Genomic DNA, 20388 nt, shown 5'->3' with positions numbered 1-20388 from the left:
CCGACCGCGTCCCCCTTGAGCGTCCCCCGCCACGGACGGAGCAACGACCAGGTTTCACCCCGCTGCCCGGACCAGCGCCTCCAGGCCGTCGGCGTCGAGGAGGTCCGCAGGACGGCTCGTCGTGCCGGTGGCGGCGTAGAAGAACGCGGCTCCCACCTGAGACAACGGCACCCCCTTCCACCGCGACCAGGCCAGTCGGTACACGGCGAGCTGCACGGCGGCGGCGTGGGCCGCCTCCCCCGTGGGTGGTCGCCCGGTCTTCCAGTCGACGACGTCCACGCCGCCGCCCTGCTCGGCCGGACGGGGGAACACGGCGTCCACGCGGCAGCGCACCACGAGCCCCGCGACGGGTGTCTCCAGGTCCACCTCGACGGCGACCGGCTCCCGCCGGGCCCACTCCGAGGCGAGGAAGCTCGCCTGCAGCGCCGCCAGCTCCTCCTCGTCGGCGCCCAGCGGCCCCAGACCGTCAGCGGGTCCGTCGTCGAGATCGTCGTCCGGCTCGTCGCCCTCACCGTCGGGTCCGAGGACCTCGTCGAGGTCGAGCAGCGCGGCCGAGCGGAACCTCTCCTCCAGCCAGGCGTGGAAGGCCACGCCGCGACGCGTGGCCACCCGCGGCTGCACGGGGACCGGGCGGCGCACGGCCAGCGCGAGGGCCGCCGGGTCCGCGGCGAGCTGCACCAGGCGGGAGGCCGAGAGGTGGGCGGGCAGCTCCACGTCGGGTGCACCGCCGGCGTCGCCGCGGGCGCGCTCGGCCAGCAGCGCCTCCACCTCCTCCGCCCACGGGCCCGCGTCCGGTGGCGTGAGCTCGGAGGCCGCCTGCACGGCGGCCGCCGCCGCCTCCAGGGCGGGGCGGCGCGGGCCGAGCGGGTCGAACGGCCAGCGGGCCCGGCGCGGCTCGGCCAGCTCGGGGTTCTCGGCCTCCTCCGGCGCCTCGGGCAGCTCGGGGACCTCGTCGGCTCCCCCGCCCGCACCAGCACCGAGCCCGCGCAGGTGCTCGACCACCTCGACGAGGAACGCGGACGGCACGCGCTCCTTCTTCCGCTCCCCGCCCCACCAGGCGCCGGTCAGCAGCAGCAGCGACCGAGCGCGGGTCAGCGCCACGTACGCGAGGCGCCGCTCCTCGGCGCGGTGGGCCTCGGCGCAGCGCTCGGCGTACGCCGCCCGCTCGGTCTCGGCGCCCTTGGCGTCGAGCGCGGCCTCCCACCCCAGGTGCGGCAGGGAGTCGGCGTCACCGCGCAGCGGGTGCGGCAGCACGCCCAGCCCTGACAGCCAGCCCTGCGACGTGCGCGGCCGCGTCGGGAACCCGTGCTCGGCGAGCCCGGCGACGGCGACGACGTCCCACTCGAGCCCCTTGGACGCGTGCACGGTGAGCAGCTGCACGGCGGTCCGGCTGGGCTCGGTCCCCTCGTCGGCCCCGTCACCCAGGCCGGGGGTGGGCTCGTCGGCGTCCGAGGACGACGACTGGTCGAGGCCGTGCTCGTGCTCCTCGGCCAGGCTGAGCCACGCCAGGAACGCCCGCAGCGACGACCGGTGCGACGTCCCGGTGCCCGTCGCCTCGGTGAACGACGCCGCGACCTCCGCGAGCGCGTCGAGACCGGCGCGCGCGGCCGCGGGACTGCTGCCGTCCACCGACGCTCGCGCTGCCAGCTCGACGTCGAGCAGCAGCGCCCTCTCGACGGCGACGACGAGGTCGGCCAGCGGCAGGTCCAGCTCCCGCAGCCGGCGCAGCAGCAGCCCTGCCTCGCGCACGCGCTCTCGTCCGGCGTCGGACAGGCGGGAGCCGTCGGAGGTCTCCCAGTCGGGCGGGGGCGGGTCGTCCACGGCGTCGACCAGGCTCGCCTCCTCGGCGAGCTCGGCCAGCGCCGCCGCGCTCGGCCGGCCGTCGGCCGGTGCTTCGGGGCGGGACCGGCGGGAGGTCGCCCGCCGGCGCGACCACGCGGCCAGCACCGCGAGGTCACGCGGTCCGAGCCGCCAGCGCGGACCGGTGAGCAGCCGGACCACCGCGTCTCCGCGGGTGGGGTCGGCGACGGCGCGCAGCGCGGAGACCACGTCGACCACCTCCGGGCGCAGCAGCAGGCCGCCGAGGCCCACCACCTCGACGGGGACGTCGCGGGCCCGCAGCGCCTCCTCCAGCAGCGGGAACTGCGACCGCGCCCGGCACAGGACCGCGGCGGTGCGCCGCTGGTCGGGGGGCCGCCGGGCGTCGGCGTGCCAGATGACGGCGATCCGGTCCGCGACGAGCGCCGCCTCCTCCCCCGCGGTCTGGGCCCACGCCACCTCCACGCGGCCCTCGCCGGCACCGGGGCGCGGACCGAGCACGGGCAGCGGCAGGCGCGAGGCGGCGCGCAGCGGCTGGGCGACCACGGCTGCGGCGTCCAGGACGGCGACGTCGTTGCGCCAGCTCGTGGACAGCGCCAGGTGAGCGGCCGCCGCACCGTCGGAGCGGCGGAAGCGGGTGGGGAAGGCCTGCAGGCCGCCGGCGCTCGCGCCGCGCCAGCCGTAGATGGCCTGGTGGGGGTCGCCGACGGCGGTGACCGGGTGGCCGCTGCCGAACAGGCGGGAGAGGAGCTCGGCCTGGGCGGTGGAGGTGTCCTGGTACTCGTCGAGCAGCACCACGCCCCACCGGGCGCGCTCCAGGGCGGCGACGGCGGGCACCTCGGCGGCGATGCGCGCGGCCAGGCGCACCTGGTCGCCGTGGTCGAGCACACCGAGCTCGCGCTTGCGCTCGGCGTAGCGGCGCAGCAGCGGCAGCACGCGGCGGCGCTGCTGGAGCACCTCCAGCGCCGTCGCGGTCTTCGCGGGCACCCTGCCCGGCAGGGCGCTGATGCGCTGGACCACGCTCGCGAGGGTCGCGTCGACGGCGTCGACGTCCACGAGGTGCTCCGCGCACTCCCCGGCGAGACCCAGCACGGCGGTGACCACGGTGGACGGCGCGGCGTCGAGGTCGCCCAGGCCGTTCGCGCCCTCACCGTCGGCGCCGTCGACGACGTCGGCGGCCAGCTGCCACGCGGCCGCCGGGCCGATGAGCTGGGAGCGGGGTTCGATCCCGATGCGCAGGCCGTGGTCGGTGACCAGGCCGGCGGCGTACGCGTGGTAGGTCGCGACCGTGGGCGAGGCGTCACCGATCCCGCCGCCCCCACCCTCGGCTCCCTCGCTCACGGGCAGCAGACCGGCCCGCTCCAGCGCGGTCAGGCGCAGGCGCACGCGCTCGGCGAGCTCGCCCGCGGCCTTGCGGGTGAAGGTCAGCCCGAGCACGCGCTCGGGCTCGACGTGCCCGTTGGCCACGAGCCACACCACGCGCGCGGCCATCGTCTCGGTCTTGCCCGAGCCAGCTCCCGCGACCACGAGCAGCGGGGCCAGCGGGGCCTCGATGACGGCGGTCTGCTCCTGCGTGGGCGGGTGCTGGCCGAGCGCGGAGGCGATGTCGGCGGCGCTGAGCGCCTGGACGGGCCTCGCCGCGGGCGTCGTCGCGGGCGTCGTCGTGCTCTCCGTGCTCGTCGCCGGGCTCTTCGTGGTGCTCATCGGACGCACCCGCCCTCGGGGCGCAGCGGGCAGCTGGTGCGCACCGGGCACTTCGAGCACAGGTCGTTGGCGACGGCGTCGAAAGCGCTGGCGGCCATGCCCTCCGCGGTGCGCTGCAGCAGGTCGTGGGCCCACCGGGGGTCCGCGGCGTCGGCGAGGCGCTCCTGCGCCTGGACGCCCGGCTTGGCGCGCTTCCCGCCGAGCTGCACCAGGGCCGCGCCGCCGCTGCGCTCGCCCTCGCCAAGGGCGCCGGAGTCGACCACGGCCTGGTAGAGCCCCAGCTGCGGGTGCGTGGACAGCTCGTCGGCCCGGGGCGCTCGCTGGCCGGTCTTGAGGTCCACCACGCGCAGCGAGCCGTCGGGCTCGCGTTCGAGCCTGTCGAGCCGCCCCTTGACCAGGGCCCTGCCGATGGCGGCGTCGACCTCCACCTCGACACCGGCCAGCGTGCGCCCCGCGGCGCGCGCGTCGAGCACGTAGGCAGCGAGCATCCGCACCATCCGCTCGGCCTTGCGCCGCTCCCGCTGCCCCACCCAGGTGTCGGGCAGCCCGAGCGTCGGCCACAGCTCCTCCAGGCGCGCCGCCATCTCCGCGTGGCTGCCCTCGGGCAGCTCCTGGGCGATGCGGTGCACGAGGTTGCCCACGCCCTGCTGCACCGAGTCAGCGGGGCGGCCGCCGCTGGCCTCCAGCAGCCAGCGCAGGCCGCAGCGGCTGAACGACTCCACCGCGGACGGGCTGACCGGCACGGGCTGCTCGGGCTCTCGCAGGGGCGCCTCGTCGGAGACCGGCGGCAGGCCGTACCAGTCGCGCGGGTCCGCGCCGGGCACGCCGGCAGCCGCCAGGCGGGCCAGGGCCGCAGCGGCGTGCGCGTGGCGCACCTCGTCGACGACGGCGCCTGTGCGGTCCCGGGCACCGACGGGGGTCAGCAGCACCGACCGCAGCTCGGCCACGAGCGCGGGCAGCGACGTGGCGCGCGGCACGCTGCTCAACGGCCGCTCGTGGTCTGCGGGCTCGCCGTCTGCCGGGGGCTCCGGCGGGCAGACGAGGTCGACGAAGGGCGAGGGCCGCTCGTCCTCGCTGCGCACCGCCGTCACCACCAGGCGCCGCCGCGCGCGTGAGACGGCCACCTGCAGGAGGCGGTGCTCGTCGTCCAGCACCTGGCGCCGGGCCGCGGCGGCAGCGGCGGCCGGGGCGATCTGCTCGTCGGCGGAGAGCCGCCCCGCCAGCACGTCGGCGAGCTCGGGTGCCCCCAGGAGGGAGCCGCGCAGGCGCGTGTCCGGCCAGGCGCCCTCCTGGAGCCCGGGCACCACGACGACGTCCCACTCGCGCCCCGCGGCCGCCGTGGGCGTGAGCAGCTCCACCGCCCCGGCACCGGTGGCGCGGGCCGCCAGGGAGTCGGCGGGCACGTCCTGCGCCTCGAGGTGCTCGAGGAAGCGCTGCGGGGGCGAGCCCGGCTCGCGCTCCTCGTAGCGCGAGGCGGCGTCGAAGAGGGCGACGACGGCGTCGAGGTCGCGGTCGGCGAGCGCCGCCGCGGACTCCGCTCCCAGCCCGGACGCCGAGGGAGCGGCCAGCGCCCGAGCGCGCCACCGCTCCGCGAGGCCCGTGCTCGCCCACAGCGCCCAGAGCACCTCCTCGGCGCTCCCGCCCGCCCGCGCGGCGTCGCGGCCGGCGGCCAGCACCGCGGCGACGTGCCGCGCTGGCCGCGCCGCTCGCGCCGGCAGGTCGGGCCAGCGGTCGGGGTGCAGGACGACGTCGACGAGCAGCGCGTCGCTGCTCCGCAGACCCGCGGGTGCTCCGCCCGGCGGCAGGTCTGCGACGCGCTGGCGCTCGGCGGCGAGCAGCACCTGGCGCAGCCGGCGCAGCGCGAGCGGGTCGGCCCCGCCGACGGGAGGGGCGAGCAGCGCGAGCACGTCGTCGACAGCGGGGCGGTGGCCGTCGTCGTCCTTCCAGGGGTCCGAGAGGACGAGCCGCAGGGCCACGAGCAGCGGTACCACGGCGGGCTCGGCCCGCACGGGCACCTCTGCGGGCGGGACCACGACGGGCACGCCCACGCGGCCCAGCTCGCGGCGCAGGGTCCCGGTGCCACCGGAGCTGCGGACCACCACCGCCATCTCGCGCCACGGCGTGCCGGCGCGCACGTGCTCCTCGCGCAGCAGCGCCGCGACGAGGGCGGCCTCCTGCACGGGGGTGGGCAGCAGGTGGGCCTCCACGCCGCCGTCCTCGGCGGTGGCTGCAGGGTCGGCATCGCGGTGGACGACGGCCCCCACGCTCCCGGTGCGCCGCGCCACCCGCACCGACGCGGCAGCCACGGCACGGGCGGAGCGCCAGCGGGTGGGCAGCACGGCCACGGGGGCCGGGCCGTCCGGGCCGGCGAACCGCTCCGCGGCGCCGCCGAGCAGGGTCGGGTCGCCGCCGCGGAACGTCGTGGTGGTGGTGTCGGGGTCTCCGAGGAGCAGCAGGTCGCCACCGCGGCCGGCGAGCAGGTCGAGCAGCTCGGCGGTGGCGGCGGTGGACTCGTGGTGGTCGTCGACGGCGACCAGCGACAGCCGGGCGCGCTCCGCGGCGAGCAGCGCCGGATCGGCCCGCAGGGCGGCGCAGGCGTCGTGCACGATGGCGGCCGGGTCGTGGGCTCCCGGGCTCGCCAGCGCTGTGACCTGCAGGTACTCGGCGAGGACGACGGCGGCGGCGCGCCAGGCAGGGCGGCTGTGGAGGTCGGCGAGACGCGCGAGGTCACGCGGGCCCAGACCGCGCTCGAGGGCGCGCATGAGCAGGTCGCGCAGCTCGCCTCGGAACGCCGGGACCCCCCGGACGGCTGCGGCGACGTCGTCCGGCCACGCCGGTGCGGGCGCGTCGCCGTCGTCGTGGCCGCGCAGCAGCTCGGCGAGCACCTGGTCCTGCTCGGGGCCGGTGAGCAGCCGCGGCGCAGGACCGCCGGAGGCCTGCGCGGCGCGGCGCAGCAGCGCCCAGGCCAGGGAGTGCGGCGTGCGGACCAGCGCCTCGGTGGTCGTGCGGCCCAGGCGGGAGCTCACGCGGTCGCGCAGGGACGCCGCTGCACGGCGCGAGGGGGCCAGCACGAGCAGGGAGGACGGGTCGGCGCCGTCGCGCTCGACCCGGGTCACCAGCGCCTCCAGGAGCGCCGTCGTCTTGCCGGTGCCAGGGGCCCCCAGGACGACGAGCGGTCCACCGCCGGCCGGGTGCTCGGCCACGCGCCGCTGCACGGCGTCGAGGGCGGGCGCCGCGGGCGCGCTCCCCGCCGTCGTCGACGACGCACCGCGCACGAAGCGCGGGACGGCGACGGCGGTCATGGCACGACCGTGCCACGCACCACCGACAGCACGGCCCAGGGGCCGGGTGCTCCGCCGGTGGAGCACCGGTCGAGCTCCTCGAGTGGGCACCGCCGCCCGCGGTGCGAGAGGCTCACGGCGAGCACGAGGGCCCGGTGCGGGACCGCCCGCGACCGGTGGCGCCCGAGGGCCAGTGGGACCGCTGAGGTCCCGAGGAGTCGGAAGAGGTGGCCGTGAGCGGGACCGTGCGCGTGCTCAGCGGCCGCTACGAGCTGGGCGAGCTGCTGGGACGCGGTGGCATGGCCGAGGTCCACGCCGGGCGCGACCAGCGCCTCGACCGCCGGGTCGCCATCAAGCTGCTGCGCTCCGACGTGGCGCGCGACCCCGTCTTCCTGGCCCGGTTCCGCCGTGAGGCCCAGTCGACGGCGCTCCTGAACCACCCGGGGATCGTCGCCGTCTACGACGCCGGCGAGGACGTCTCCGCCGGTTCCGACGGGGTGCCGGTGCGCACGTCCTACATCGTCATGGAGCTCGTCGAGGGCCGCACCGTGCGCGACCTGCTCGACGAGGCCGTCCGGGCCGGACAGCCCGGGCTGGGCGCGCAGCGCGCCGTGGAGATCACCGCTGGTGTGCTCAAGGCCCTGCAGGCCGCCCACGACGCCGGCATCGTCCACCGCGACGTCAAGCCCGCCAACGTCATGGTGACGCCCTCGGGCGGCACCAAGGTCATGGACTTCGGCATCGCCCGCGCCCTCGCCGACTCCACGGCCACCATGACCCAGACCAGCGCCGTCATCGGCACCGCCCAGTACCTCTCCCCCGAGCAGGCGCGCGGCGAGGGGGTCGACGCCCGCACCGACCTGTACTCCACCGGCTGCCTCCTTCACGAGCTGCTCACCGGCCGACCGCCCTTCGTCGGCGACTCCCCCTTCGCGGTGGCGTACCAGCACGTGAGGGAGCTCCCCGCGCCACCGAGCCACCACCACGGCGCCGTCGACGAGCACCTCGACCGGGTGGTGCTCACCGCGCTGTCCAAGGACCGCGACGACAGGCACGCCGACGCCGACGCCTTCCGGGAGGACCTCCTCGCCGTCGGTGTCGGAGCGGGACGGCGCACGGGCCCGCCGGGGGGCGCCACCGCGGCGACCACGCCGACCGCCGACACCACCGCCGTCCCGACCGCGCAGGTGCCCCTCCGCCGCGGAGCCCGGCGCGGCCACCGCGGCAGGGCGGCGGCGCTCGCGGTGGGAGTGCTCGCCGTGGTCCTGGCCCTCACCGGCTGGCTGCCGGGCCGGGTGCCGGACCGGGAGTCGTCGGGGTCGACGAGCTCGACGACCACCGGCGGAGCGCCCACCGGAGAGCAGGCCCCGCCCAGCACGTCCGTGGTGCTGACCAGTGCCGACGGTCCCTCGACCGCTGCCGTCGCCCAGGTCACCGCCCGGCCGCAGGAGCAGGCGACCCCCGGCCTCGCCTCAGCAGCTGCCCCGTCTGGGACGACGTCCCCGGAGGACGTGCTGAGGGGCGCAGCAGGCCCCGCGGCCTCGAGCGCGCCGGCGCAGACGCCCTCGACCGCCCCGACCCGGTCCGTCGGTGGGGAACCGACCGGCGCCTCCACGGACGCGCCGTCGCGAGTACCAGCAGGCACCAGCTCGGCGTCGGCGGCTCCGCAGGGCACTCCCCAGCAGCCTCACGACGCTGGCGCTGGGCAGCCCACCGCCAGCCAGGGAGGGGGACAGGAACCGCCGCCGCAGCCGTCACAGGGGTCGTCCCAGGAGCAGACGACGGGAACGGAACCGAAACAGGGCCAGGGCCAGGGCCAGGGCCAGGGCCAGGGGCGAGGGCAGGGGACGGGTGGAGGTGCGGCGGACGGCGCCGGCACGAACCCCGGCCGCAGCGGCGAGCAGCAGGGCCAGGGCCAGGGCCGAGGGCGCCAGCAGGACGGCTGACGCTCCCGCACGCCCCCTCAGGCGGGGGCGTCCTCAGGGCCGTCCCAGCGGCACCTCGCCAGGTCGAGCCGGCTGGTGCCGAGCACCAGCGGGTGCCCCTCGTCAGCCCAGTGGATCATCGCTCGGGGCACCAGCCCTTCCGGAAGAGAACCGTCGGCGCGTACGACGCGCCACCAGGGCAGCTCGTGCCCGTGCTGGCTCATCACCGCACCGACCGCGCGGGCGGCGCCCCAGCCGGTGAGCTCGGCGACGTCGCCGTACGTCAGCGCCATGCCCTCGGGGATGGCCAGGACCAGGGGGCCGACGTCGTCGATGTAGGCGCGCCCGGGTGGGCGCTGCCGGTGCTGTGGCGTCAGCGGGTCGCTCCTGCGCCGAGCTCCAGCTGGCTGAGCTGGCCCAGCTGCAGCACGGCCCACGGGGAGATGGCGAACGGCGTGCGCGCGGCGAGGACCACGGCGTCGTCCCACTCGACCCACGCCCACTCCGCGACCTCGTCGGGGTCGGGCACCGGGTCGGCGTCGGCCACGGCGGTGAAGACCGGGCAGAACTCGTTCTCCACCACCCCGGAGGCGTCGACTGCGCGGTAGGCGAAGTCGGGCAGGCGCTCGACGAGGTCACGGACCTCCAGGCCCAGCTCCTGGCGGGCGCGGCGGCGCACGGCGTCCTCGAAGGGCTCACCGGGCGCGGGGTGGCCGCAGACGGAGTTGGTCCACACGCCCGGCCAGGTGAGCTTGGAGACCGCGCGGCGCGTCAGGAGCAGCCGGCCGCGGGTGTCGCTGACGTAGCAGGAGAACGCCAGGTGGAGCGGGGTCTCAGAGGTGTGCACGCCCGCCTTCGGGGTGCTGCCGACGGGGCGGCGCTGCTCGTCGAGGAGCACCACGAGCTCGGGCGCGCTCGTCTCGGCGCCGGGGGCGGCCAGGGAGGTCGTCACCGCACGAGCCTAGGCGCTCAGGCCACCACGAGCCCGGGGTCGACGTCTGCGGCCCACGCCAGCAGGCCCCCGCGCAGGTGCGCCACCTCGGTGCGACCGGCGGCGCGCAGCGCGCGCACGGCCCGCTCGGAGCGGGCGCCGGAGCGGCAGTGCACCACCACGCGCCCCGGCGGCAGCGGCGGCAGGACCCCGGCCACGGCGTCCTCCAGCGGGACGGAGATGGCGCCCGGCAGCGACCCCAGCGACCGCTCCGCGGCCGTCCGCACGTCCACGAGGACGACGTCGGCGCCGCCGGCCAGCGCCTCGGCGAGCTCGCGCGGCGTGACCTCGGCGTCGGCGGGCAGCGGCTCCTCGGCGCGCGGCTGCGGCACCGCGGCACCGTGCCCGCCAGCGCCAGCAGCCCGGGCGCCGCCGCGCTCGTCGTCGTCCTGAGCGGCGGAGGCGCGCACGCGCACGGTCCGCCAGGACATCGCCATCGCGTCGAGGACCAGCAGCCGGCCGAGCAGCGGCTCCCCCGCTCCCACCAGCAGCTTCACCGCCTCGACGGCCATGACCGAACCCACCACGCCGCACAGCGCGCCGAGCACGCCGGCCTCGGCGCAGGAGGCCACGGAGCCGGGCGGAGGCGGCGCGGGGAACAGGTCGCGGTAGCCCGGGGCCCCCGAGGGGTGGCCCGGCCAGAACACGGCGACCTGCGCGTCGTGCTGCAGCAGCGACCCGAACACCTCCGGCACCCCCAGCTGCTCGCAGGCGTCGGCCACGGCGTAGCGGGTGGCGAAGTTGTCCGCGCCGTCGATGACGAGGTGGCAGCCGGCGAGCAGCCGCGCGGCGTTGCCGGCGGTGAGGCGCTCGGGCGCGCGGACCACGGAGGTCCAGGGCGCCTGGCGGGCCAGGGCGTCGGCGGCGGAGTCGACCTTGGGCCGCCCGACGTCCGAGGCGCCGTGCAGCACCTGCCGCTGGAGGTTGGAGGCCTCGACGACGTCGTCGTCGACGACCACCAGCTCACCGACGCCCGCGGCCGCGAGGTAGGCGAGCACCGGGGAGCCCAGGCCCCCGGCCCCGACGACGCCGACCCGCGCGGCGCGCAGCCGGCGCTGGCCGAGCTCACCGACGCTGGGCAGCAGGAGGTGGCGCGACCACCGCTGGCGCTCCTCGGGGGTCAGCGGCGGGCCGGGCTCGACGAGCGGCTCCACCGCTCAACTCTCGCACGCCCTCCCATGTCGCACTTTCCGCACAAGGTGCGACATGGGTGGTGCGAGTGACGCACTTGCCGCGGAAAGTGCGAGGAGGAGAGGGGGCGGGTCAGCCCAGGTCGGGCGCGAGGCGGCGGTTGCAGGCCGCCAGGACGGCCCTCACGACGGCGGGCTGGGAGCCGCCCTCGAGCGCGGTGCCGACCAGCTGCTCGCTGCCGCGAGCGCTCGCCGTGCCGACCATCACCGTGACGGCGGCGCGGCCGTCCAGCTCGCAGGGGCGCACGGCCTCGACCTCGGCGCGCAGGCTGCCGCCCGCGGCGGACTCCAGGGCGCGCAGCGTCGCCGACGCGAGCGCCCGCGGGCCGCCGGCCGGCGTGTTCGCGGACTCCGCGACGCCGGTGTGCACGGCACGACCCCGGGCCAGCACCACGGTGGCCGTGGTGGACAGGCCCTCGGTGACCACCTGCACGCGCTCCAGCACGAGGCGCTCGCCGCCGTCGCCCTTCGGCTCCGGGGTGACGTCGCCCAACCACTGCGGGGCGGGGGTCGCCGCCACGGAGGAGGCGCTCAGCGGCGGGACCGAGATGCGACCCGTGCGCGGGCGGTCGGGCCGCTCGGCGCGCTCGGTCTTCTCAGGGGTGACGGCCGGCATGGGCACGCGCGCCCCGGCACGGGGCGCGGGCGCCTCCGGGGCGGGAGCGCCGTCGGCAGCCGGGGCAGCGCCCGCGACGGCGACCGGAGCGACGAGCGCCACCGGCCCGGGGCCGGGCTCGGCGCCGGGAGCCTGCGGGGGCGCCTGCTCGGGAGCGACCGGGCCGACGGCGGCGTCGCGCTCGAGCGCGGCCTCCACGGCGGCGGCCACCTGCTGCTCGTCGGCACCCGGCGCCAGCTCGAGGCGGACGGTGGCCGAGCCGTCGGCGTCGGGCTGCACGCGCACGCCCGTGACACCCGGCACGGTCAGCGCGACCCTCACGACGTCGTCGACGCGCGATGCGGTGCGGTCGGTGGTCTGGCCGATCGTCTGACCGGTCATCGTGCGCCTCCCGGCGGTGGTCGGCAGTGCATGAGCGCCCTGTGGTGGGCGATTCACGGAGTGTCACAGACCTGGCGGGTTCGGCGAGGGCGAACGCCAGCACTCGTCCTGCGAGCGCCCACGACCCCTCGGTGCAGGATGGAGCCCTGCGCACGCGGTGCGCACGCAGGACAGCCATCAGCACATCCAGCACAGGAGGCCCCGTGGAGATCCGGATCGGCGTGCAGAACAGCCCCCGCGAGGTGGTGCTGGAGTCCAACGACAGCGTCGCCGACGTCAGCGCCGCGGTCAGCGCCGCGCTCAAGGGCGGCACCACGCTGACCCTCAAGGACGAGCGCGGCCGCACCGTGCTGGTCCCCGGTGCGGCGATCGCCTTCGTGGAGATCGGCTCCGAGGAGAAGCGCGGCGTCGGCTTCGGCGCGCTCTGAGGGTGAGCCGCGTCGCGGTGGCCGGCGGCACGGGTGTCGTCGGCCGCCTCGTGGTCGAGCGGCTGCGGGCGGCGGGCCACGAGCCCGTCGTCCTCAGCCGCTCGGCCGGCGTCGACGTCCTCCGCGGTCCGCGCACCGCGCTCGTCGGTGCGCTGGAGGGCTGCGACGCCGTGGTCGACGTCCTCGGTCCCACCAGCGCCGCTGCGCAGACCGCCGCGGGCAGCCGGGCCTTCTTCAGGACGACGACGACGGCGCTGCTGGAGGCCGGGCGCTCCGCCGGCGTCCCGCACCACCTGGCGCTGTCGATCGTCGGCGCGGCGCGCGTCGACGCCGGCTACTACGCCGGGAAGGCCCTCCAGGAGCGGCTGCTGACCACCCGGCGCGACGGCGGGTGGACGCTGCTGCGCACCACGCAGTTCCACGAGCTCGTGCCCGGGCTCGCCGCGCTCGGCGCCCTGGCGGCGCCCGGCCGGGACCCCCGGGTGGTCCTCGTGCCGGAGTTCGTCAGCCAGCCGGTGGCCGCGGCCGAGGTGGCCGACGAGCTGGTGGTGCTGGCCAGCGGGCAGCCGCGCGGTGCGGTGCGAGACCTGGCGGGTCCGCGGGTGGAGGTCATGGCCGACCTCGTGCGCCGCTGGCTGCGCGCCCAGGGCCGCGAGGCGCGCGTGGTGCAGGTGCCGCTGCCCGGCGCTTTCGGCGCGGGGCTGCGTCGCGGCCTCGCCCTGCCCGGCCCCTGGGCCCGCCTCGGCCGGCAGACCTTCGCCGACTGGCTCGCCGCCCAGCGCTGACGGGTCGCTCCCGTCGAGGCCGGCGGGTGGGCGCGAGCTCTGCGCGCCTCACGGGCCGCACGCACTGGCAGGTCCTGGAGGCCGGATCCGGCCTCGGGGCCCTCGCGCTGGCGCGAGACCTGGCACTGCGCTGGCGCTGGAGCGGCCCCCGCGGTCAGGGCGGGAGAGCGCTCCGGCGCGCGGCGCGGGGCGCGGTGCGCCGGTCAGGCGGTGAGGCCCAGGCGCAGCATGCGGCGCACGTGGTTCTCCGTGAGCCGGTTGAACATCTTGCCGATGGCCACGAGGTCCGTCCCCGCCCCGCCGCCCTCCACGAGCAGCACCGTGAGCGAGTCCCGGTCCGCGGCCACGCGCTGCGCCTGGCTGAGGGCCTCTCCCACCAGGCGGCGGCCCCACAGGGCCAGGCGGCCGGCGACGCGCGGGTCGCGCTCGGTGGCCTCGCGCACCGCGCCCACGACGAACTCCGCACCGCTGGTCTCGTCGAGCAGCTTCTCCACCAGCTCGCGGGTGGGTGCGGGGGCGAACGCCGCCACCTCCCGGTAGAAGTCGGTGGCGATGCCCTCCCCCACGTAGGCCTTGAGCAGGCCCTCCAGCCAGTCGTTGGGGGTGGTGCGCTCGTGGTAGGCGTCCACGGCCGCCACGAACGGCCGCATCGCTGCCTGCGGGTCCGCGCCCAGCGAGCGCAGCCGCTCGACGAGCAGCGTGTAGTGGCGGAACTCCTCCACGGCGAGCGCGCCCACCTCGGCGGTCTGCTCCAGCGTCGGCGCCTTGTCGGCGTGGGCCGACAGGCGCAGGAAGCCGGTCAGCTCGCCGTAGGCCAGGGCACCCAGCAGGTCGACCTCGGCCTGCAGGGCGCCGCCGCCACGACCTCCCGCGGCGGTCCCACCAGGCCCGTCGGAGTTCCGGCTCAGTCGGGGCGGCGTCATGCCGATCAGACTAGGACGACGCCCCGACGGCGGGCGCCGGTAGCATGGGGCTTGACAACCTCGGTCGACCGGTCGCTGCCACGATCGGCAGCCGAACCGCCGCGGAGCCGTCCGAGCCGCGCCGTCACCACTGACCGGCGCCCGACGAGCTCCCGCCACTGAGACGTGAGGCCACGCGTGCCCGACACCAGCACCGACCAGACCGACAGCCAGACCGCTGTGCCGACCGACGCCCAGACCGCGGTCGACGGCGAGCAGGTCGAGGTGGTCGCTGCCAGCGACGCCGACCGCTCGACCCTCCCCGAGGACGCGATCCTCGCCGGTGACGACGAGACGCCCACCGTCGAGGTGCTGGCGCAGAAGTCCTTCGCCGACTACGGCGTCGAGCCCAAGATCGTCGCCGCGCTGGACCGGGCCGGCATCACCCACCCGTTCCCGATCCAGGCGATGACGCTGCCGGTCGCGCTGGCGGGCCACGACATCATCGGCCAGGCCAAGACCGGCACCGGCAAGACGCTCGGCTTCGGCGTGCCCGTCATCCAGCGCGTGACCGGTCCTGGCGAGGACGGCTGGGACGCCCTCGAGGCGCCCGGGAAGCCGCAGGCGCTCGTCGTCGTCCCCACCCGTGAGCTGGCCGTGCAGGTCGCCCGGGACCTCGAGCGCGCCGCCACCGACCGCGCCGCCCGCGTGCTCGTCATCTACGGCGGCCGCGCCTTCGAGCCGCAGGTCGAGGCGCTGCAGCGCGGCGTCGAGGTGGTCGTCGGCACCCCCGGCCGCCTGCTCGACCTGGCGCAGCAGGGCCACCTCAGCCTGGCCGCGGCCCGGGCCGTCGTCCTCGACGAGGCCGACGAGATGCTCGACCTGGGCTTCCTGCCCGACGTCGAGAAGCTGCTGGCGCAGACCCCCGCGGGCCGCCAGACGCTGCTCTTCTCGGCCACCATGCCCGGCCCCGTGGTCGCCATGGCCCGGCGCTACATGAGCCAGCCGACGCACATCCGCGCCGCCGACCCCGATGACGACGGCGCCACGGTCAAGGCCACCACCCAGTACATCTACCGCGCGCACGCCATGGACAAGGTCGAGGTGCTCGCGCGCATCCTCCAGGCCGACGGCCGCGGCCTGACGATCGTCTTCGCGCGCACCAAGCGGACCGCCGCCAAGGTGGCCGACGACCTCGTCGAGCGCGGGTTCGCCGCCGCGCCGCTCCACGGCGACCTGGGCCAGGGCGCCCGCGAGCAGGCGCTGCGCGCGTTCCGCAACGGCAAGGTCGACGTCCTGGTCGCCACCGACGTCGCCGCCCGCGGCATCGACGTCAGCGACGTCACGCACGTCGTGAACTACCAGTGCCCCGAGGACGAGAAGACCTACCTGCACCGCATCGGCCGCACCGGCCGCGCGGGCGCCACGGGCACCGCGGTGACGTTCGTCGACTGGGACGACCTGCACCGCTGGACGATGATCGACAGGACCCTCGACCTGGGCATCCCCGAGCCCGTCGAGACCTACTCCACCTCCCCCCACCTCTACGAGGACCTGGGCATCCCCGCCGGCACCAAGGGCCGCCTGCCGCGTGCGGCGCGCACCCGCGCCGGCCTGGACGCGGAGGAGCTCGAGGACCTCGGCGAGACCGGCCGCCGCAACGGCGGACGCGACGGCGAGCGGGGTGGCCGTGACGGCGGTCGCGGAGGACGCGGCGGTCGTGACGGTGGTCGCGACGGCGGCCGTGGTCGCGGTGGCGAGCGCTCGGACCGCCCTGAGCGGACCGAGCGCGCTGAGCGCCCCGCACGCCCCGAGCGCCCCGAGCGCGTCGAGGGCTCCGAGGAGTCGCAGGACGGCTCCGGCGAGGGGCGTCCCCGCCGCCGTCGTCGTCGCGGTGGCAGCGGAGCCGACCAGTCCGGTGCGGCGGCAGCTGCGACGACGGAGGAGGGCACCTCGCTGGTGACCTCCGAGGGCGGCGAGCCGACCACCCTGGACCAGATCGCCCTGCCCGACCGCTCCGGCGGCGACGGCGGTACGGGTCCCGACGGTGAGGGTGCCGAGGGCGCTCCCCGCCGTCGCCGCCGTCGCGGCGGCCGCGGTCGCGGTCGCGCCGGCCAGGCCTCCGGCGAGACCGGCGCTGAGGGTGCGTCGGAGAGCGCCGGCGAGGGCTCGTCCGAGAGCGCACCGGCCGACGCCTGACCCACACCCTCCGCAGCCGGGCGCCCGGTCGCGGTTCCGACACCGCTCGGGACCGCAGCCGGGCGCCCGGTTGCGTGATCTCCACCTGCGGAGATCACTGCCCGTGATCGGTTCGCGGGCCTGCGTGAGCGGGACGAGGGTGGTCCGCATGGTCGAGCACCAGCCCGCCGACACCCCCGACGCCGGCCCCGGCCCGTCGGCGGTCTCCCCGCGTCCGCTCCTGCTGCGCGTCCTCGACGCGCCCGTGCACTGGGCGTGGCTCGACCCGCTGGCCTCTCCCCTGCGCGACCTCGTGCACCGCGTCGAGCCGCGGTGGCTCGCGGACCTGCTGCACGGCACGCCCATCGGGCACCCGCTGCACCCGATCCTCGCCCAGGCGGTGGTGGGCACCTGGACCAGCTCCGCGCTCGTCGACGCCCTCACGCTCACCGGCCTGGTGCCCGACGACCTCGAAGAGGGCGCTGAGGCCGCCTCCACCACCCTGGCGGCCACCGGCCTGGCCGCGGCGCTGCCGACCATCGCCTCCGGCTGGACCGACTGGTCCGACCTCCACGAGGACCAGCAGCGCCTCGGCCTGGTCCACGCGGCGGGCAACTACGCCGCCACGGCGATGGTGGCGCTGTCGCTGGTGCAGCGCTGGCGCGGGCGGCGCACCAGCGGGCGCCTGTGGTCGCTGGCGGCGCTGACGACGGCGACAGCGGGTGCGGCGCTCGGCGGGCACCTCGCCTACCGGTGGGCCGCGGGCGCCTCCCACGCCGAGCACGTGCCCCACGTGGCGCCCGAGGGCTGGTACCGCGTGGCCGCCTGGGACGACCTCGAGGTCGACGCCCCCACGAAGGCGCAGCTGGGCGACGTGCCCGTCGTCGTCGTCCGCACCCGCACCGGCGTCACGGTGCTCGCCGACTCCTGCAGCCACCTGGCGGCGTCGCTGTCCGGCGGGCAGGTCGTGCGCGAGCGCGGGGAGGACTGCCTGGTCTGCCCGTGGCACGGCAGCACCTTCCGGCTCTCGGACGGGTCGGCGGTGCACGGCCCGGCGACGGCGCCGCAGCCGGTGCTGGCCAGCCGCGTGGAGCCCGACGGCACCGTGCTCGCCCGCGTGGTGGAGCTGCCGGGCGTCAGCGCCTCGCCGGGCCTCCCGGCGCGCGCGGGGTGAGGATGGGTCGGTGGACGACCAGCGCGGTGACCGCGACGACGACGACGGCCTGTTCGGCCCGTCCAGCGCCACGTGGGAGCTGCACACCGACCCGATGATCGGGCCCGCGGGACTGCGGGCCCTGGTGCTGCAGGCGCTCCACCCGCTCGCGATGCACGTGGTGGCCAAGCACTCGACGTTCAAGCAGGAGACCTGGCAGCGGCTGCACCGCACCGGCGAGTACGTCGACGCCACGACCTTCGGCAGCACGCGCACGGCCCACCGCGCCGCGGCGCGGGTGCGGGCCATCCACGCGCGCATCAGCGGTGTGGACCCGGAGACCGGCCTGGAGTACCGCGCCGACGACGAGGACCTGCTGCTCTACATCCACTGCGCGCTGGTCGACAGCATCCTCGACGTCGTCTCGCGCAGCCGGCCCCCGAGGGAGGCGCTCAGCGACGCCACGGCCGACAGGTACGTGGCCGAGCAGGTGGTGTCCGCCGAGCTCGTGGGCGTGCGCCCGGAGGTGGTGCCCGCGAGCCGGTCCGACCTGGCCGCCTACTTCGACGAGGTCCGCCCGCACCTGCGGGTCACCCGCGAGGCGCGCGAGGCCGCCACGTACGTGGTGGCCCCTCCGATGGAGGCGAAGACGCTCCTCACCACGCCGGTGGCTCCGGTGTGGTTCGGGGTGGCCAGCACGGCCGTGGCGTCGCTGCCCGGCTGGGCGCGGCGCATGTACGCGCTGCCCGAGGTCCCCGGGACCGGCCCGTCCGTGGAGGCGGCCACCACCGCAGCGCTGCGCGGCCTGCGCATCGCGCTGGTGCGCTCGGCCGGCAAGGTGCCCGGGGTGGAGCAGTCCGAGCACCGCAAGCGCGCCGTGCAGCGCCTCGCCGAGGCCTCGTGACCCTCCCTCCGCCACGGTCGACCACCTGAGCGCCACACCACCTCCCCCACGTCGCCGGCCACCTCTCTCGCGGCGATCCTGCGCCTGAGCGTCACCACCGTGGTTGCGCCAGGGCTGCAGCACCGCAGGAGCGGGGGGCTGGCTCGTACGGCGTCTCCAGGTGACCGCGGTCACCTGGAGACGCGTTGCCGCAGGAGGGGGTCTCCAGGACTGACCGGGGTCACTCCCGGTGGTGACCTCGGTCAGCCGTGAGGCTCGACGATCAGGAGGCACCCGGCAGCGCAGTCCCGCGAGCTGGACGTGACGCGCAGAGGCGTGATCGTCGAGGCGGAGCGGGGTCAGGCGGGGTCGAGGGCGGCCCAGGGCTCGGCGGCCGGGGCGGTCCGCTGCCCGGTGGGGCACGACGGGCGGAAGTCGCACCACGCGCACAGCGCTGACGGCGCGGTCGGGAACGCCTCGTCGGGGTCGGCGCCCGCGGCCAGCGCCGCCTCGGCGCGCACGGCGTCGGACGCGATCGACTCCGCCCGCCGCACCACCCGCTCCAGGGAGGTGCTCGTGTGCTCCGCCGCCGCCACGGTGCCGGAGGGCACGTGGTGCAGCTCCACGCGGCGGCACCGGGTCCGCAGCGTCCGCCCGGTGGCCAGGGCGTAGAGGCCGAGCGCGAGGGACGAGCGCGCGTCGTCGTCGTCGGGCACCCTCCGGCCGAGCTTGTAGTCGACCACCACCGGCTCGTCGCCGTCCCCCTCCGGGCGCGGCCGCCGGTCGATCCGGTCCACCCGCCCAGAGAACGCCAGGGCGGCGGTCGGGGTGCCGACCGTGCGCTCCACGCCCACGGGCTCGGCCCGGGGGTCGAGCCGCGCGGCGTACGCGGCCACCCCGGCCTCGGCGCGCAGCCGCTGCGCCTGCGACTGCTCCGCGTCGCGGAAGCCGCCGCTGGCGGGGGTCGGCCAGGCGCCCCACGCCTCGGTCACCAGCTGCGCCGCGCGCTCGGGGGTGCGCCGCTCCAGCGGCTGGTCCCACCACCGCGCCAGCGCGGTGTGCACGGCCGCGCCGACGCTGGTGTGGGCGAAGGCACCGCCCCGCTGCGGGGTCGGCCGGTCGAGGTAGGTGAAGCGGTAGCGGCGCGGGCAGTCCTCGAACGTCGTGAGCTTGGTGGGCGTGCAGCGGAACAGCCGCACCGGCATTCCCGGCAGGAGCTGCTGCTCGCTCACGGCAGCGCCTTGAGGGTGCCCACCGGGTCCACCCCGCGCCCCTCGGCGAGCACCCGCTGCAGCGACTCCGGAGAGGTGGTGTTCTCCGCGAGGCGGTTCTGCTTGCCGGTGCCGTGGTAGTCGCTCGAGCCGGTGGTCAGCAGGTCGTGGGCCTTCGCGAAGCCCCGCAGCCACGTCTTGGCCTCCTCGGTGTGGTCGCGGTGGTCGACCTCCACCCCGGCCAGCCCCGCGGCGACCATCTCCTCCAGCACGTCCTCCCCCACGACCTTGCCGCGCGCCGAGGCCAGCGCGTGCGCGATGACCGGCACGCCACCGGCGGCGCGCACCCGCTGCACCGCCTCGACCGGGTGGGGCGCCCCGTGGTGCACCACGTACGGCGAGCCGTCGGCCAGCAGGCCCGCGAAGGCCTCGTCCCGGTCGGCCACCACCCCGGCGGCGACCAGCGCGTCGGCGACGTGGGGTCGGCCCACCGTGGCGCCGTGCGCCGCCTGGGCGAGCACGTCGTCCCAGGTGATGGGGAAGTCGCGGCCGAGCAGCTCGGCCATGGTCTTCGCCCGGCTGAAGCGGATGTCGCGCGAGGAGGCCAGCGTCTGCGCGAGGACGGGCTCCTGGGGGTCGTGCAGGTAGCTCAGCAGGTGCACCGTGATGCCGCGGACCCTGCACGACACCTCGGCTCCCGGCACCAGCAGCACGCCGCAGCGCTCCGCCTGGCGGCCCGCGCGGGCCCACCCGGCGGTCGTGTCGTGGTCGGTGATGGCGAGGGCCTGCACGCCCGCCTCCGCCGCAGCGCTGACGAGCCCGGCCGGGTCGTCGGTGCCGTCCGAGGCGGTGGAGTGGGTGTGCAGGTCGATGAGCACCCCGAGAGCCTAGGTCGCGTCGGCGACACCGACCGCCCGAGGACCGCTCCGCTGGCCACAGGAC

The 20388-nt window shown here is 77.2% G+C and carries 15 protein-coding genes; 6 read left to right on the top strand and 9 right to left on the bottom strand.

Annotated features, from left to right (window positions below):
• Positions 1-54: 54 nt before the first annotated feature.
• Together FMM08_RS15310 and FMM08_RS15305 are read right to left on the bottom strand one after the other, a co-directional pair.
• A complete protein-coding gene (locus tag FMM08_RS15310) occupies positions 55-3522 on the bottom strand; it encodes an ATP-dependent helicase (protein ID WP_147927252.1) in 3468 nt (1155 codons plus the stop codon).
• Positions 3519-6824 carry an ATP-dependent helicase gene (locus FMM08_RS15305; protein WP_147927251.1) on the bottom strand — a complete coding sequence of 1102 codons (3306 nt, stop codon included), beginning with the start codon at positions 6822-6824 and terminating at the stop codon, positions 3519-3521. Before FMM08_RS15305 ends, FMM08_RS15310 begins: the two co-directional genes overlap by 4 nt.
• Before the next feature lie 212 nt (positions 6825-7036).
• On the opposite strand from FMM08_RS15305, the gene FMM08_RS23985 reads away from it, so the two are divergent.
• A complete protein-coding gene (locus FMM08_RS23985) occupies positions 7037-8749 on the top strand; it encodes a protein kinase domain-containing protein (protein ID WP_147927250.1) in 1713 nt (570 codons plus the stop codon).
• Between the two features lie 17 nt (positions 8750-8766).
• Here the strand turns inward: FMM08_RS23985 and FMM08_RS23740 are convergent, their stop codons facing one another.
• From FMM08_RS23740 to FMM08_RS23100, 4 genes are all read right to left on the bottom strand, one after another.
• Positions 8767-9165 (bottom strand): MGMT family protein, encoded by a 399-nt coding sequence (locus FMM08_RS23740; RefSeq protein ID WP_255472443.1) that lies wholly within the window; start codon positions 9163-9165, stop codon positions 8767-8769.
• On the bottom strand, positions 9102-9680 hold the full coding sequence (idi, locus tag FMM08_RS15290; protein ID WP_147927248.1) for an isopentenyl-diphosphate Delta-isomerase: 579 nt from the start codon (positions 9678-9680) through the stop codon (positions 9102-9104). The genes FMM08_RS23740 and idi overlap by 64 nt, the downstream gene beginning before the upstream one ends.
• 17 nt (positions 9681-9697) lie before the next feature.
• Positions 9698-10873 (bottom strand): ThiF family adenylyltransferase, encoded by a 1176-nt coding sequence (locus FMM08_RS15285; protein ID WP_147927247.1) that lies wholly within the window; start codon positions 10871-10873, stop codon positions 9698-9700.
• A gap of 109 nt (positions 10874-10982) precedes the next feature.
• Positions 10983-11906 (bottom strand): hypothetical protein, encoded by a 924-nt coding sequence (locus FMM08_RS23100; protein ID WP_187279779.1) that lies wholly within the window; start codon positions 11904-11906, stop codon positions 10983-10985.
• Between the two features lie 203 nt (positions 11907-12109).
• Between FMM08_RS23100 and FMM08_RS15280 the strand changes: the two genes are divergently transcribed.
• On the top strand, positions 12110-12334 hold the full coding sequence (locus tag FMM08_RS15280; RefSeq protein ID WP_147927246.1) for a DUF3107 domain-containing protein: 225 nt from the start codon (positions 12110-12112) through the stop codon (positions 12332-12334).
• A gap of 2 nt (positions 12335-12336) precedes the next feature.
• Positions 12337-13119: an SDR family oxidoreductase gene (locus tag FMM08_RS15275; RefSeq protein ID WP_147927245.1), complete on the top strand. Its 783-nt coding sequence runs from the start codon at positions 12337-12339 to the stop codon at positions 13117-13119.
• A gap of 203 nt (positions 13120-13322) precedes the next feature.
• Here the strand turns inward: FMM08_RS15275 and FMM08_RS15270 are convergent, their stop codons facing one another.
• On the bottom strand, positions 13323-14042 hold the full coding sequence (locus FMM08_RS15270) for a ferritin-like fold-containing protein (RefSeq protein WP_147927244.1): 720 nt from the start codon (positions 14040-14042) through the stop codon (positions 13323-13325).
• Positions 14043-14261: 219 nt separating this feature from the next.
• On the opposite strand from FMM08_RS15270, the gene FMM08_RS15265 reads away from it, so the two are divergent.
• The 3 genes from FMM08_RS15265 (at position 14262) to FMM08_RS15255 (ending at position 18256) form a co-directional block, all read left to right on the top strand.
• Positions 14262-16220, top strand: coding sequence for a DEAD/DEAH box helicase (locus FMM08_RS15265; protein ID WP_147927386.1), 1959 nt, complete (start codon positions 14262-14264; stop codon positions 16218-16220).
• A gap of 148 nt (positions 16221-16368) precedes the next feature.
• On the top strand, positions 16369-17373 hold the full coding sequence (locus FMM08_RS15260) for a Rieske (2Fe-2S) protein (RefSeq protein WP_147927243.1): 1005 nt from the start codon (positions 16369-16371) through the stop codon (positions 17371-17373).
• Positions 17374-17383: 10 nt separating this feature from the next.
• A complete protein-coding gene (locus tag FMM08_RS15255) occupies positions 17384-18256 on the top strand; it encodes an oxygenase MpaB family protein (RefSeq protein ID WP_147927242.1) in 873 nt (290 codons plus the stop codon).
• A gap of 338 nt (positions 18257-18594) precedes the next feature.
• On the opposite strand, the gene FMM08_RS15250 is transcribed toward FMM08_RS15255, so the two are convergent.
• Together FMM08_RS15250 and FMM08_RS15245 are read right to left on the bottom strand one after the other, a co-directional pair.
• Positions 18595-19440 carry a RecB family exonuclease gene (locus FMM08_RS15250; RefSeq protein ID WP_147927385.1) on the bottom strand — a complete coding sequence of 282 codons (846 nt, stop codon included), beginning with the start codon at positions 19438-19440 and terminating at the stop codon, positions 18595-18597.
• A gap of 23 nt (positions 19441-19463) precedes the next feature.
• Positions 19464-20324, bottom strand: a complete 861-nt coding sequence (locus FMM08_RS15245) for a PHP domain-containing protein (protein WP_147927241.1) — start codon at positions 20322-20324, stop codon at positions 19464-19466.
• Positions 20325-20388 lie beyond the last annotated feature (64 nt).

The organism is Quadrisphaera setariae (genome assembly GCF_008041935.1).
Lineage (GTDB): Bacteria > Actinomycetota > Actinomycetes > Actinomycetales > Quadrisphaeraceae > Quadrisphaera > Quadrisphaera setariae.
The sequence above is the reverse complement of the archived record's forward strand: the minus strand, read 5'-3'. Positions and strand labels throughout refer to the sequence as shown.